This is a genomic window from Labrys monachus (assembly GCF_030814655.1).
Taxonomy (GTDB): Bacteria; Pseudomonadota; Alphaproteobacteria; order Rhizobiales; family Labraceae; genus Labrys; species Labrys monacha.
On the sequence record NZ_JAUSVK010000001.1, the window covers coordinates 4788187 to 4802568 of the forward strand.

The window sequence follows — 14382 nt, forward strand, 5'->3', positions numbered from 1 at the left end:
AAGAAAACGCGTTACGGCAAGCCAGAGAAAAATTACCCTTCGCCCTAGAGCTTGAGCTTGTCGATCATCGGCTGGGTGATGAGGCAGATGCCCTTCTCCGTGCGCCGGAAGCGCTGGGCGTCGAGCACCGGATCCTCGCCGACGACCATCCCCTCGGGGATCTCGACTCCACGGTCGATCACCACGTTGCGCAAGCGCGCCGAGCGGCCGATCTCGACATAGGGCAGCACGACCGCGCCTTCTATGTGGGCATAGGAATTGATGCGCACACCGGTATAGAGCAGCGATCGGCGCACCATGGCGCCGGAGACGACGCAGCCGCCCGACACCAGCGAGGAGATCGCCGTGCCGCGGCGCCCTTCCATGTCGTGCACGAACTTCGCCGGCGGGGTGATCTCCGCGAAGGTCCAGATCGGCCATTCCTGGTCGTAGAGGTCGAGCGCGGGGACGACGTCCGTCAGGTCGATATTGGCTTCCCAATAGGCGTCGACCGTGCCGACGTCGCGCCAGTAGGACTCCTTCTCATGCTCGGACCGCACGCAGCTCGACGGGAAGCGATGCGCCACCGCCTTGCCGTGCTTGACGATGTAGGGAATGATGTCCTTGCCGAAGTCGCGGCTCGAATTCGGGTCGTTCGCGTCGCGAACCAGTTCCTGCGACAGGAATTTCATCGAAAAGACGTAGATGCCCATCGAGGCGAGCGCCATCTCCGGCTTGTCGGGTATGCCCGGCGGATCCTTGGGCTTCTCGATGAAGGCGATGACGCGGTCGGTCTCGTCGACATGCATCACGCCGAAACCCGTCGCCTCCATGCGCGGCACTTCGAGGCAACCGATGGTGACGTCGGCATTCTGCTCCACATGCTGCTGCAGCATGTGCTCGTAATCCATCTTGTAGACATGATCGCCGGCGAGGATCACCATGTACTCGACGGAACCGGTGTCGATGATGTCGAGGTTCTGGTAGACGGCGTCCGCCGTGCCGCGGTACCACATGTCCTCGGAGATGCGCTGGCTAGCCGGCAAAATATCGAAGCTCTCATTGCGCTCCGGCCGCAGGAAGTTCCAGCCGCGCTGCAAATGGCGGATCAGCGAATGGGCTTTGTACTGCGTGGCGACGCCGATGCGGCGGATGCCGGAATTGATCGCGTTGGACAGGGCGAAATCGATGATGCGGCTCTTGCCGCCGAAATAGACCGCCGGCTTGGCCCGCCGGTCGGTGAGTTCCATCAGGCGGCTGCCGCGTCCGCCGGCCAGGACGTAAGCCATCGCCGATCGCGCCAGGGGACCGCTTATGGAATGCCTCGGACCCGTCATTTCAACTCCTCCCACACTGGCTAAACATCATTTCCGCCGCGCGGGCGGACGTCCTTGCCTGCATTTCTATGAAATCGTCCACGGAAATCCAGTCTCCCCGAACCATCCCCTCAGTTTCCCGTCCATTCGAGAAAGATGGCGGTGAGGGGCGGCAGGTTGATCCTGGCCATGGCCGGCTTGCCCTTCCAATCGCCGGGCTGGGCGAAAACGCCGCCGAGATTGCCGCGGTTGAGCCCGAAATAGCGCTCCGAATCGCTGTTGAGGATTTCCCGCCACCCCCCCGCCAGCGGCAAAGGAAGGGCGTAGCCGTCACGGGCGACCGGCGTCATGTTGGCGACGACGACGACGGGCATCACGTCGGCCGCATAGCGGGCCCAGGCGAACACCGAATTCGAATTGTCGTCGACCACCATCCATTCGAAGCCGTCGCCCTCGCAGTCCCTCTCGTGCAACGCCGGCCGTTCGCGGTAGAGATGGTTGAGGTCGCGCACGAGGTCGCTCAGCCCGCGATGCGGGCCGTATTGCAGCAGATCCCAGTCCAGGCCGACATTCTCGTTCCACTCGCGGCGCTGGCCGAAATCCTGGCCCATGAAGAGGAGCTTCTTGCCGGGATAGGCCCACATCAGCGTGTAATAGGCGCGCAGCGTCGCGAACTTGTCGCCTTCCAGGCCCGACATCTTGTTGACGATGGAGTTCTTGCCGTGAACCACCTCGTCATGGGAGAGCGGCAGCACGAAGTTCTCGGCAAAGGCATAGATGAGGCCGAAGGTCAGGTCGTCATGGTGGAACTGGCGATAGATCGGCTCGCGCTCCATATAGGCGAGCGTGTCGTGCATGAAGCCCATGTTCCATTTGAAGCCGAATCCCAGGCCGCCGGCATGGACGGGCTGCGACACGCCGGGCCAGGCGGTCGACTCCTCGGCGATCGTCATGATGCCGGGATGGGCGCCGTAGACTTCCTTGTTCATGCGCTGGAGGAAGGCGATCGCGTCGAGATTCTCACGGCCGCCATGGATATTGGGTATCCATTCGCCCGCCTTGCGCGAATAGTCGAGATAGAGCATCGAGGCGACGGCATCGACCCGAAGCCCATCGACATGGAAGCGCTCGAGCCAGAATAGCGCGTTGGCGATGAGGAAATTGGCGACCTCGGCCCGGCCGAAATCATAGATCGCGGTGTTCCAGTCCGGATGGAAGCCGCGCTTGGGATCGGGATGTTCGTAGAGCGCGCTGCCGTCGAACCAGGCGAGCCCGTGGGCATCGGTGGGAAAATGCGCCGGCACCCAATCGAGGATGACGCCGATGCCGGCGGCGTGGGCCCGGTCGACGAAGCGGGCGAAACCCTCGGGCGAGCCGAAGCGGCTCGTCGGCGCGAACATGCCGGTCGGCTGGTAGCCCCAGGACGCATCGAGGGGATGCTCGCTCACCGGCATCAGTTCGATATGGGTATAGCCCATCTGCGCGGCGTAGCCGACCAGCTGGTCGGCGAACTCGTCATAGGTGAGGAAACGCTGCTTCTCGCCGCGCTTCCAGGAGCCGAGATGGACCTCGTAGATCGACATCGGCGCATGGCGGGCATCGCGCTGGCTGCGCTCCTCGAGCCAGCGCTGGTCGGTCCAGGCGAAAGGCTCGACCGAGCACACCTTCGAGGCGGTGCCCGGCCTCAATTCCGAGGCGAAGGCGAAGGGGTCGCTCTTGAGGGGCAGCAATGCGCCCTGCGGCCCGACGATCTCGTATTTGTAATAGGCGCCCACGGCGACGCCGGGCAGGAAGATCTCCCACACGCCGGTGTCGACGCGCTTGCGCATCGTGTGGCGCCGCCCGTCCCAGGCGTTGAAATCACCGACGACCGAGACCCGCCGCGCATGCGGCGCCCACACGGCGAAATGCACGCCGTCGACATCGCCGTGGCGAAGCGCGCGGGCGCCGAGCTTGTCCCACAGTCTGAGATGCGTGCCTTCGGTAAGGAGATAGTCGTCCATCGGACCGAGCAGCGGCCCGAACCGGTAGGGATCCTCGACATCCCACTCGCCGCCGTCATTGGCGGCATGGAGACGGTAGACGCGGCTGCCGCCGGGAACGAGGCCTTCGAACACGCCGTCATCGTGGCGGCGCTCGAGGGCGACCGGTTCCTGCAGTCCCGGCGCCACCACCGCCAGCTCCCGCGCATTCGGCACGAAGGCCCGTATCACCAGGCCGCCGGACGTCTCGTGCGGACCGAGCACCGCGAACGGATCGCCGTGGCGGCCGGCGGCAAGCATCGCGACCTCGATCTCCGGCAGCCGCCAGTCATCCCTGCGCCCGCCGACCGGCTTGCCCGAAGGAGCCGCCGGGGTCTCCCGCGCCGGAGAGGTGCCGTTCCTGGATTCTTCCGCCAAACCGCTTCCATCCCTTCAGTTGCCGTAGACCGACACTGCACCCATACGACAAGCTAGGGCTTTTGCCGCACCGGTCAACGGCTAAACATGCGTGGCGCGGAGGACGCTCCCGCGGTGCAAACAGCACCGCCCCAGCCACGCATCGACAACGGCCGAAACGGCCAAAAGGTCCGGCGCGACGCGGTTGAAACAGGCGGGCTGCGGCGCGTGGAGGCGCGCCGCGGGACGTGGTCGGACAGGCGCGTCCGCGCCGCCCCGCTGGCGCCGGGCGGCCGGGAAGGCCCCTGCGGCAGGTCAGACCGGCAGGGTCGGCACGCCCCAGATCTCGTCGGAATATTCGCGGATCGTGCGGTCCGAGGAGAACCAGCCCATGCGCGCGACGTTGAGGATGGCCTTCTCGTTCCAGGCCGGACCGTCGACCCAGAGCGCGTCGATCTTGCGCTGCATCGCGGTATAGGCGTCGAAGTCGTCGGTGACGAGGAACCAGTCGCTGGTGCGCAGGGTCTGCACCGTGCCCTTGTGCCGCTCGGGGTCCGTCGGCGAGAACACGCCGGATTCGACGGCATCGAGCACTTCGGCGAGGGCATGAGAGGCGGCGATGGTGTCGCCGGGATTGCGGGCCGACTGCCGGCGCTGCTCGACCTCCCCGGCCTTCAGCCCGAAGATGAAGATGTTGTCGGCCCCGACATGCTCCAGCATTTCGACATTGGCCCCGTCGAGCGTGCCGATGGTGAGCGCGCCGTTGAGCCCGAACTTCATGTTGCCGGTGCCCGAAGCCTCCATGCCCGCCGTCGAGATCTGTTCCGACAGGTTGGCGGCCGGGATCACCGTCTCGGCCAGGCTGACATTGTAGTTCGGCAGGAACACCACCTTGAGCAAATTGCGCACGGCCGGATCGGCGTTCACGACGCGCGCCACGTCGTTGATGAGCTTGATCACATATTTGGCGGCGGTGTAGCTGGCGGCCGCCTTGCCCGCGAAGATCTTCACGCGCGGCACCCAGTCCTTTTCGGGATGGGCGCGGATGGCGTTGTAGAGCGCCACGGTCTCCAGGATGTTGAGCAACTGGCGCTTATATTCATGGATGCGCTTGATCTGCACGTCGAACAGGGCGGATGGATCGACCCGCAGGCCGACGCTCTGCTGGATCAGCTTGGCGAGGCGCGCCTTGTTGGCATGCTTGATGGTGGCGAAGCTGTCCTGGAAGGCGGCGTCCTTGGCGAAGCGCTCGAGCGCGACGAGCTTCTCGGCATTGTCGAGATAGCCGTCGCCGATCGTCTCGCGCAGGAGCGTCGTCAGGCCGGGATTGGCCGTCATCAGCCAGCGGCGCGGCGTGATGCCGTTCGTCTTGTTGGTGATCCGCCCCGGGAACAGCGTGTTCAGGTCCTTGAACACGGTCTCCTTCATCAGGTTGGAATGCAGCGCCGAGACGCCGTTCACCTTGTGAGAGCCGACGAAGGCGAGATTGCCCATGCGCACGCGCCGGCCATGGCTCTCGTCGATGATGGAGACGGCGGCGATCATCGCATCCGAGGCGCCGCTGGACCGTGCCTCCGACAGCACCCGCGCATTGATGGCGTAGATGATCTGCATGTGGCGCGGCAGCAGGCGCTCGATCAGCGGCACCGGCCAGGTTTCGAGCGCTTCGGGCAGCAGCGTGTGGTTGGTATAGGAGATGGTGTCGCGGGTGATGGTGAAGGCATCGCTCCAGCTCAGCGCATGGATGTCGATGAGGATGCGCATCAGCTCGGCGACCGCGATCGCCGGATGGGTGTCGTTGAGCTGGATCGCCGCCTTGTTCGCGAAGGTCCGGATGTCGCGATATTGCTGCATATGGCGGCGGACGATGTCCTGCAGGGACGCGGAGGTGAAGAAATATTCCTGCCGCAGCCGCAATTCCTGGCCGGCGGGCGTCGAATCCGCGGGGTAGAGCACGCGCGAGATGGACTCGGCGCGGTTGCGCTCGGCGAGGGCGCCGACATGATCGCCGGCATTGAAGGCGTCGAGCGAGATCGGATCGAGCGAACGCGCCGACCACAGCCTGAGCGTGTTGACGCGGTTGCCGCGCCAGCCGACCGCCGGGGTGTCGTGGGCGACGCCAAGAATGGTTTCTCCCGGCTTCCAGGCATGGACGGCCGAGCCGTCCCAGCCCTCGGTCGCCTCCACGGCGCCGCCGAAGCCGATCTCATAGGCGACTTCGCGGCGCGGAAACTCCCAGGGATTGCCGTTGGCGAGCCAGTTCTCCGGAGATTCGGTCTGCCAGCCGTCGACGATGTTCTGGCGGAACAGGCCGTTCTCGTAGCGGATGCCGTAGCCATAGGCGGCGACGCCGACGGTGGCCATGCTCTCCATGAAGCAGGCGGCGAGCCGCCCGAGGCCGCCATTGCCGAGCGCGGCGTCGGGCTCCATCTCGGCGATCATGTCGAGATCGACGCCGACCGAGGCCAGCGCCTCGCGCGCCGTGTTGAGCAGGTTCATGTTGTTGAGGCCGTCCTTGAGCAGGCGGCCGATCAGGAATTCGAGCGAGAGATAATAGACGCGCTTGCCGCCCATGCGGTAGACGCCGCGCGTCGTCGCCATCCAGCGGTCGACGATATGATCCCGCAGCGCGAGGCTGACGGCGCGCAGCCAGTCATGGTCGCGGGCAACGATCGGATCCTTGCCGACGGCATAGGTCAGCTTGGCGAGGATCAGGTCGCGGAACGCCCGCGCATCCCCGGTCGCCTCGGGCAATTTCGCCGCCTCATCCGCAACCGCCAACGCCGTATCGGCCGAATAGAGCTTGTTCTGCAGGGTTGCATCCATGGTCTGCGTCTCGATCTTTGAACTGCCGAAATGCTGCTTAACCCAACTGGCGTCAACATGCGAGCGCCGCGCTGCGGAAAGAAGAGGTCGCAGGATGCTAGCCTTTCAACGTTGCGACAATATGTACAGGCGTCGCGTCCATAACTGCTGATTTTCTTTGCAGACGGATGAAATATTCATCAATTTCGTGGGCGTGCGTGAAATCAGGGTCCGACGGCGCCGCCCTTTCGGCGCCGGGACGAATGGAGGATGGACAAACCGGCTGCGCTTGGTAAGGGCGATGGCGGAGGATGCGCATGACGAGCCCCTATTATCTTGCCGTCGACGGCGGCGGCACCAATACCCGCGCAAGGCTGACAGACGCCGCGGGCCGGGTGGTCGGCGAGGGCCTGTCCGGTTCGTCCAACCTGACGCTGGGCGTCGAGACCGCCGGACCCGCCATCGCGGCGGCCGGAACGGCGGCCCTGGAAGCCGCCGGCCTGCCCCGGTCGGCCGCGGTGCAGATCCATGCAGGCCTCGGCCTCGCAGGCGCCAACGTGCCGGCCTTCGCCGAGGCCATACGCGGCTTCGGCTTCGGCTACCGCTCCCTCCGCGTCGCCTCGGACGCGGTGGCGGCCTGTCTGGGCGCCCATGGCGGGCGCGACGGCGCCATCCTCATCCTCGGGACGGGATCGCAGGGCCTCGCTTTGGTGGGCGGAAGCAGCACCACGGTCGGAGGCTGGGGCTTCGCCTTGTCGGACGACGCCTCCGGTGCCATTCTCGGCCGGGCCGCCCTGCGCGCCGCCCTCCTGTCCTTCGACGCGCTCGCGCCGTCTTCGGATCTCACGCGGACCATCCTCGCCGGCTTCGGGGACGACCCGGCCCAGGCCGTGCTGTGGGCGAGGACGGCGACGCCGCGCGACTATGGCAATTTCGCCCCGCTCGTCTTCGAGCGGGCGGGCCGCGACGGCGTGGCCGACGCGCTGATCGCGGAGGCCGCCCGCTCGGTCGCAGCCATGCTCGACCGGCTGGTGTTCCTCGGCGCGCCGCGGATCGCGCTGATGGGCGGGCTCGCCGCTCCCTACCGCCCCTTCCTGCCCGCCCTCTACGACGACGTGCTCGTCGAGGCCGAAGGGGATGCGATGGACGGCGCGCTGATGCTGGCGCGAATGGCCGAGGCCGATGCGGGTGCAGGCCGGTGACGGCGGGAGATCGCCGGCCCGCCGATCTCTTGCCGATCCTGCAGAAGGAGACGATCCGATGGCGCTGACGGCCCTGGTCGCACCGCGACTGTTCACCGGCGAGACCTTCCTCGACGACCACGGCGTGGTGATCGAGGGCGGGCGCATCGCCGCGGTGCTGCCGCGCGCGGCGATCCCGCCGGAGGCGGCGGTTCTCGCTTTGCCCTCCGGGCTGCTGGCGCCCGGCTTCGTCGACGCCCAGGTGAACGGCGGCGGCGGCCTCCTGTTCAACGAGACGCCGGATGTCGCCACCCTCGCCGGCATTTCGGCCGCGCATCGGCGCCACGGCTCGACGGCCCTCCTGCCGACCTTCATCACCGACAGGCCGGAAGGCATGCCCCGCGCCCTCGAGGCGGTGCGCGCGGCGATGCGGGAGGGCGTTCCGGGCATCGCCGGCATCCATCTCGAAGGCCCCTTCCTCTCCGTGGCCCGCAAAGGCGCCCATGACCCTGCGCTCATCCGTCCGCTCACCGACGCCGACGTCGACCTCATCCTCGGCTGCGGCATCGCTCCGGTGCTGCTCACCGTCGCGCCCGAGAATGCGCCGAACCGCCTGATCCGCCGCCTCGCCGATGGCGGCGTGATCGTCAGCATCGGGCACAGCGACGCGGATTACGACGCGGCGACCGCCGCCGCCGATGCGGGCGCGACCGGCGTCACCCATCTCTTCAACGCGATGTCGCCGCTGCAGGGCCGCAAGCCCGGCGTCACCGGGGCGGCGCTCGATCACGGCGCGCTCTGGGCCGGGATCATCGCCGACGGTCACCATGTGCATGCCGGCGCGCTGTCGATGGCCCTGCGTGCCAAGAAGGGGCCAGGCCGCGTCTTCCTCGTCTCCGACGCGATGCCCACGGCCGGCGACGACAACGACGTCTTCCACCTCAACGGCCGCAGGGTGACGCGCCGCGCCGGCGTGCTCACGCTCGACGACGGCACGCTGGCCGGCTCCGACCTCACCATGGACCACGCGGTCCGCTACACCGTGGACCATCTCGGCGTCGGTCTCGGCGAGGCCCTGCGGATGGCGAGCCTCTATCCCGCGCAGTTCCTCCGGCTCGACCGCCGCCGCGGCCGCATCGCCCCGCATTTCGCCGCCGACCTCGTCCATCTCGACGATGCGCTGGCGACGAAAGCCGTGTGGATCGCCGGCGAGAAGCTGGTCTGACACCGGCCGGCGGCAGCGCAAAAACACGCTGCCGGGGCGTTGAAACTTCAACGGCTTTCATTTATTAGTCGGACAAATAACAACAGATTTTTCGAGAGGATTAGCGACGGCGAGACTGCAGGCCCCTCATGGAGCGGCGCGCATCGGAGCCGGGCTGCGCCGAGCCGCTGCATGGCGGCAAGGGGAGTGGCCGTTCACCACGTGACGACGGAGCAGGCGCCGCCTGCAACGGCATTGCGTAGCACATGATTCGCCGAGCGTGACCGCAAGCTTCCGCGGCGGTCGCGCCGGATGACTTTGGGCTGGGCTCGTCCCTCGCCCTTTGCGATCGGTCTCTCCATCCAACCCGGGCATGGCCGGCTTCGGCCGCCAGATCTGAACACAACCGCCCCGGGACGGTGAAGACCACGGACTGCCAAAGCATACGGAGCGTGGGCTCCGGAGATATCAGGGAGGATGATCTAATGTCGAAACTTCGTACAGCATCGGCCGCGCTCGCAGGCCTCTTGCTCAGCACCGCCTTCGCCTATGCCGCCGGGCCGGAAGTGGTCGCCGGGCCGAGCAAGGAGCCGCAATGCTTCGTGCCGTGGACCGACCAGACCAAGTTCTTCAAATACCCCGCCAAGAAGGGCCCGTACCGTATCGCGCTGGCGAACGGCTTCATCGGCAACACCTGGCGCATCCAGATGATCAAGACCGCCAAGGCCTATGCCGAGCAGCCCGAGGTCAAGGCCGAGCTCAAGGAATTCAAGGTCGTCTCGACGGGCGAGGACATCGCCGCGCAGATCGCCTCCGTCAACAATTTCATCGATTCGGGCTATGACGCCGTCATCATCGACGCGCAGAACCCGACCGCCTTCAAGTCGGTGATCAAGCGCGCCAACAAGGCCGGCGTGATCCTCGTCGCCTTCGACAACACCGTGGACAGCGACGAAGCCATCAACGTCAACGTCGACCAGCGCGGCCTCGGCGAATATTGGGGCAAGTGGCTGGTCAAGAACATTCCCAATGGCGGCACCATCCTCGAAGTCCGCGGCGTCGCGGGCACCTCGGTCGACACCGACCGCCACGAGGGCATCCAGTCGGAGCTGAAGGCATCCGGCAAGAAGTTCGACAGCGTCGAAGTGGTCGGCAAGTGGGATGACGGCACGGCCCAGAAGGTCGCCGCCGACGCCATCGCCGTGCACAAGCACTTCGACGGCATGACCGCCCAGGGCGGATCGACCGGCATGGTGCGCGCCTTCATCGACGCCAACCATGCCTTCGTCCCCGCCGCCGCCGAGACGGAGAACGGCTATCGCAAGCTGTGCGCCGCCCATGCGGCCGACGGCCTGAAATGCGCCTCCGGCGGCACCGGCCCGGCCCAGGTCGCCGTGGCGATCAAGACGGCGCTGACGGCGCTTCACGGCGAGGTGGTGCCGCAGTCGATCAAGCTGCCGCTCGCCCATGTCGAGGATCCCGACTTCAAGGACGGCGAGAACTTCTATTCGAAGCAGACCGACAACTTCTTCGTCGGCAATTCCTTCCCCACCTGCGGCATCAACTTCACGGCGCAGGAAATCATGGGCCAGTCGGAAAAGTAAGATCGAGGCTGCGATCGTCCTGGGACGCAAGTCTGTTGCATATCCGTCCGGGCCCTCGGACAAGCCGTCCGAGGGCCCGGAAACATGACATGAAGCTCCTTCTCCCGTTTGGGAGAAGGTCCCGGCAGGGGGATGAGGGACTGCATCCCGACGAGAAACACACGAAAGCGCTTATCTCGTCGAATGATAGCCCCTCATCCGGCGCTGCACGCCGCCTTCTCCCGCCCGGGAGGAGGAAAATCGCGCCATTTCCGGCAAATCCAGCTGATGTGCGGACGTCCGTGCAGCCGCAGGATGGCGGCGGGTGGCTTGCCAACGTGGAATATCCTTTTGTCGACCGTCTGGAGTACCCGGCATGACTGATGCGGTTCCATTGTTCCGGATGGAGGGCATTTCCAAGCGCTATGGCGGGGTGAGCGCGCTCGAGAGCGCCTCGCTCACCATCCAGGCGGGCCGGATCCATGCCATTCTCGGCGAGAACGGCGCCGGCAAGTCGACGCTGATCAAGATCATGTCCGGCGTCGTGCAGCCGGACGAGGGAAAGCTGCAGTTCGAAGGCCGGGACGTCCGCTTCCCCGGCCCTGCCGCCGCCAAGCAGGCCGGCATTGTCTGCATCTTCCAGGAATTGTCGCTGGTGCCCGACCTCTCGGTCGCCGACAACATCTTCCTCGCCGATGCGCCGAACCGCCTCGGCCTCATCGACCGCCGGAAACAGCGGCGCCTCGCCGAGGAATGGCTGGCCCGCGCCGGCGCCGAGGACATCCACCCGCTCGCCCCGGTCAAGGACCTGCCGCTGTCCCGCCGCCAGATGGTCGAGATCGCCAAGGCGCTGGCCGCCCGGCCCCGCATCCTCATCCTCGACGAGGCGACCTCTGCGCTGACGGCGGCGGACGTCACCAAGATCGTCGACGTGCTGAAGCGCCTGCGTTCCGAGGGGCTCGCCCTCCTCTATATCTCCCACCGCATGCAGGAGATCGAGGAGCTCGCCGACGACTGCACGGTGTTCCGCAACGGCCGCAACATCGCCACCTTCCAGGCCGGCACCAAGTCCCACAACGAGGTCATCGAGATGATGATCGGGCGCGAATACAGCCATGTCTTCCCGCCCAAGCCACCCCAGGCGCCGGCCGGGGCGCCGCTGCTGGAGGTCCGCCATCTGTCCTGGACCGACCGGCTCAAGGATATCTCGCTGTCGGTCCGCCCGGGCGAGGTCGTCGGCCTCGGCGGGCTCGACGGCCAGGGCCAGCGCGAACTCCTGCTGGCGATGTTCGGCGTGCTCCGCGGCCTGTCGGGCGAGATCCTTATCGAGGGCAAGCCGGTCTCCATCGGCAGCCCCAGCGCCGCCAAGCAGCCCGAGATCGGGATGGCGCTGATCCCCGAGGACCGCAAGACCGAAGGGCTGATGCTGCCGATGTCGGTCCGCGACAACCTCTCCTTCGCCTCGCTGAACCGCATCTCCCGCGGCGGGCTGATCGACCAGGCCGCCGAGCGCCAGGCGATCGCCGACATGGTGAAGCTGCTCGCCATCAAGACCGCCGGAGTCGACCTTCCCGTCGGCGCGCTGTCGGGCGGCAACCAGCAGAAGGTGGTGATCGCCAAATGGCTGATGAACTCGCCGCGCATCATCCTCCTCAACGATCCGACCCGCGGCATCGACGTCGGCACCAAGCAGGAGATCTACCAGCTCCTGCGCGACCTCGCGGCCAAGGGCGCGGCGATCGTGCTCTATTCGACCGACTATGACGAACTCATCGGCTGCTGCGACCGGGTGCTGGTGCTCTACGAGGGCGCCGTCAGGCGCGAACTCGTCGGCGACGCGATCACCGAAAGCGCCCTCATCGGCAGCGCCCTCAACATCACCTCAGAAACCGGGGAGGCCGGGGTCAAGCCGGCTGTGACTGCGTGAGCGATTTTCGCTACAAATTCGCCGAACACAGGAGCACGCTCCTGGCGGCGGTGGTCTTCGTCGTGATGTTCTGCATCTACGCCGGCAACCACGAGGCCGGCTTCTCCGCCAATGTGGTGCAGACGGCCGCCAACAAGGGGGTCCTCCTCGCCCTGCTCGCGGTCGCCCAGACCTTCGTGGTGCTGACGGCCGGCATCGACCTGTCGGTCGGCACCGTCTTCATCCTGACCAACTGCCTCGCCTCCTGGATCGTCGTCGGCTCCCCGGCCATGACGGCGCTCGGCATCGTCGGCGTGCTGGCCGCCGGCCTCGTCTGCGGCGCGATCAACGGCGCCATCGTCATCTTCGGACGGCTGCAGCCGATCGTCACCACCATCGCGACGGGCGCCGTCTTTTTCGGCATCGCCCTGCTGCTGCGCCCCGACCCCGGCGGCGACGTCAATTCCGACCTGGCGGACGCCCTCACGGGCCAGTTGTGGGGCGGCATCCCGGCCAGCCTCGTCGTGCTCCTCGGGGTGATGCTGGTGATATGGCTGCCCTTCCGGCGCTCGATGCTGGGCCGTTCCGTCTATGCCGTCGGATCGTCGGAAGTCGCCGCCTACATGTCGGGCGTGCCGACGCAGCGCGCCAAGTTCGTGGCCTATATGCTGTCCGGCCTGTTCGCCGCGATGGGCGGCCTGATGCTGACCTTCTTCACCTATTCGGGCGAAGCCTCCTCGACCAACGCCTCTACCTATACGCTCAACTCGATCGCCGCCGTCGTGCTCGGCGGGGTGTCGCTGTTCGGCGGCACGGGAAGCGCGGTGGGGGCGATCTTCGGCGCCCTGATCTTCCGCACCATCAACGACCTGCTCTTCGTGTTCGATCTCGATCCCCTGTGGCAGCCTCTCTTCCTCGGCGTGGTGCTCCTCGTCGCCGTTTGCCTCGGCTCGGTGCGCCTGCTGCAGATCCGCAACCGCCTCGACTTCTTCGGGTGAGACCATGAGCCGGAACGATACCACCTCCTCGCTGCGCTCGCGTCTGCCCGGTTTCCTGCAGGGTGTCGATACCGCGGTCGTCACCGCCTTCGCCTGCATCGTCGTGCTGCTGCTGGTCGGCAGCCTCTATTCGTCGAGCTTCCTGTCGCCCGATTACCTGCTGCAGCAATTGCAGGTCGGCTCGTTCCTCGCCATGGCGGCGACCGGCATGATGCTCGTCGTGCTGATCGGTCAGATCGACCTGTCGCTGCCCTGGGTCATCACCGTCGGCGCCATGATGTCGACGGCCGCCGCCGGCTGGGGCCCGTGGGGCCCGGTGATCGCCATGCCCGTCGGCATCCTCTTCGGCATGCTGTTCGGGCTCGTCAACGGCATCGGCGTCGCCTATCTGCGCGTGCCCTCGATGATCTTCACCCTCGGCACCAATGCCGTGGCGCAGGGGCTGATGGTGGTGCGCACCGGCGGCGCCGCCCCGCAGGACATGGCCACCGATTCGATGCATTTCGTCGCCACCGGCCGCACCCTGGCCGGCATCCCCAATCCGGTGTGGATCTGGGTGGTCGTCGGCGGCGCCGTCGTCTTCCTGCTCAAGCGCACGACGTTCGGTCGCTCGCTCTATGCCATCGGCAACCGCGAGCGCGCCGCCTATCTGTCGGGCGTCCATACCCAGCGCATCGTCGTCCTCGCCTTCGTCGTCTCCGGCGGGCTGGCGGCCTTCGGCGGCGTGCTCCTCGCCGGCTATTCGACCAAGGCCTATCAGGGCATGGGCGATCCCTATCTGCTGCCGGCGATCGCCGCGGTGGTCCTGGGGGGCACCTCCATCCTCGGCGGCCGCGGCACCTATCTCGGCACCGTCGCCGGCGTGATCCTGATCACGCTGCTGCAGTCGATCCTGTCGATCATCCAGATGCCCGAAGCCGGGCGCCAGATCATCTACGGGGTAACCATCGTCTCGATGCTGCTGCTCTACGGCCGCTCCGCCCGCATGCGGACGTGATTCGTCCGGCGATCGCGCGGCGGGCGGGTCCCCCG

10 protein-coding genes are annotated in these 14382 nt (G+C 66.6%); 6 read left to right on the top strand and 4 right to left on the bottom strand.

Translation table 11 applies throughout. The features are described from left to right. Nucleotides 1-44: 44 nt before the first annotated feature. The 4 genes from glgC to J3R73_RS21870 all read right to left on the bottom strand — a co-directional run bounded on the left by glgC (nucleotide 45) and on the right by J3R73_RS21870 (nucleotide 6797). Complete coding sequence (glgC, locus tag J3R73_RS21855) at nucleotides 45-1316, bottom strand: glucose-1-phosphate adenylyltransferase (protein WP_307431954.1); 1272 nt, start codon at nucleotides 1314-1316, stop codon at nucleotides 45-47. Nucleotides 1317-1426: 110 nt separating this feature from the next. Beyond that, nucleotides 1427-3577, bottom strand: a complete 2151-nt coding sequence (gene glgB, locus J3R73_RS21860; RefSeq protein WP_307437589.1) for a 1,4-alpha-glucan branching protein GlgB — start codon at nucleotides 3575-3577, stop codon at nucleotides 1427-1429. Nucleotides 3578-3988: 411 nt separating this feature from the next. Beyond that, the gene (locus J3R73_RS21865) at nucleotides 3989-6499 is read right to left on the bottom strand and encodes a glycogen/starch/alpha-glucan phosphorylase (RefSeq protein ID WP_307431957.1); all 2511 of its coding nucleotides are present in this window, start codon (nucleotides 6497-6499) and stop codon (nucleotides 3989-3991) included. Between the two features lie 97 nt (nucleotides 6500-6596). Further along, nucleotides 6597-6797 (bottom strand): hypothetical protein, encoded by a 201-nt coding sequence (locus J3R73_RS21870; protein WP_307431960.1) that lies wholly within the window; start codon nucleotides 6795-6797, stop codon nucleotides 6597-6599. Between J3R73_RS21870 and J3R73_RS21875 the strand changes: the two genes are divergently transcribed. From J3R73_RS21875 to J3R73_RS21900, 6 genes are all read left to right on the top strand, one after another. Then, nucleotides 6796-7680: a glucosamine kinase nucleotide-binding domain-containing protein gene (locus J3R73_RS21875; protein ID WP_307431964.1), complete on the top strand. Its 885-nt coding sequence runs from the start codon at nucleotides 6796-6798 to the stop codon at nucleotides 7678-7680. The two genes, J3R73_RS21870 and J3R73_RS21875, sit on opposite strands and share 2 nt — an antisense overlap. 58 nt (nucleotides 7681-7738) lie before the next feature. Next, the gene (gene nagA, locus J3R73_RS21880) at nucleotides 7739-8884 is read left to right on the top strand and encodes an N-acetylglucosamine-6-phosphate deacetylase (RefSeq protein WP_307431969.1); all 1146 of its coding nucleotides are present in this window, start codon (nucleotides 7739-7741) and stop codon (nucleotides 8882-8884) included. Nucleotides 8885-9348: 464 nt separating this feature from the next. Continuing rightward, on the top strand, nucleotides 9349-10467 hold the full coding sequence (locus J3R73_RS21885; RefSeq protein WP_307431972.1) for a sugar ABC transporter substrate-binding protein: 1119 nt from the start codon (nucleotides 9349-9351) through the stop codon (nucleotides 10465-10467). Between the two features lie 355 nt (nucleotides 10468-10822). Next, nucleotides 10823-12373, top strand: a complete 1551-nt coding sequence (locus J3R73_RS21890) for a sugar ABC transporter ATP-binding protein (protein ID WP_307431975.1) — start codon at nucleotides 10823-10825, stop codon at nucleotides 12371-12373. Further along, the gene (locus tag J3R73_RS21895; protein ID WP_307431978.1) at nucleotides 12370-13350 is read left to right on the top strand and encodes an ABC transporter permease; all 981 of its coding nucleotides are present in this window, start codon (nucleotides 12370-12372) and stop codon (nucleotides 13348-13350) included. Before J3R73_RS21890 ends, J3R73_RS21895 begins: the two co-directional genes overlap by 4 nt. Before the next feature lie 4 nt (nucleotides 13351-13354). Beyond that, on the top strand, nucleotides 13355-14347 hold the full coding sequence (locus J3R73_RS21900) for an ABC transporter permease (RefSeq protein WP_307431981.1): 993 nt from the start codon (nucleotides 13355-13357) through the stop codon (nucleotides 14345-14347). Nucleotides 14348-14382 lie beyond the last annotated feature (35 nt).

Bases quoted from the DNA above. Each gene is read 5' to 3' on its own strand.
- J3R73_RS21870 (WP_307431960.1), bottom strand. From the start codon at position 6,797: ATGCGCATCCTCCGCCATCGCCCTTACCAAGCGCAGCCGGTTTGTCCA.
- J3R73_RS21875 (WP_307431964.1), top strand. From the start codon at position 6,796: ATGACGAGCCCCTATTATCTTGCCGTCGACGGCGGCGGCACCAATACC.
- J3R73_RS21865 (WP_307431957.1), bottom strand. From the start codon at position 6,499: ATGGATGCAACCCTGCAGAACAAGCTCTATTCGGCCGATACGGCGTTG.
- glgB (WP_307437589.1), bottom strand. From the start codon at position 3,577: ATGCTTGCCGCCGGCCGCCACGGCGATCCGTTCGCGGTGCTCGGTCCG.
- J3R73_RS21900 (WP_307431981.1), top strand. From the start codon at position 13,355: ATGAGCCGGAACGATACCACCTCCTCGCTGCGCTCGCGTCTGCCCGGT.
- glgC (WP_307431954.1), bottom strand. From the start codon at position 1,316: ATGACGGGTCCGAGGCATTCCATAAGCGGTCCCCTGGCGCGATCGGCG.
- J3R73_RS21890 (WP_307431975.1), top strand. From the start codon at position 10,823: ATGACTGATGCGGTTCCATTGTTCCGGATGGAGGGCATTTCCAAGCGC.
- J3R73_RS21885 (WP_307431972.1), top strand. From the start codon at position 9,349: ATGTCGAAACTTCGTACAGCATCGGCCGCGCTCGCAGGCCTCTTGCTC.
- nagA (WP_307431969.1), top strand. From the start codon at position 7,739: ATGGCGCTGACGGCCCTGGTCGCACCGCGACTGTTCACCGGCGAGACC.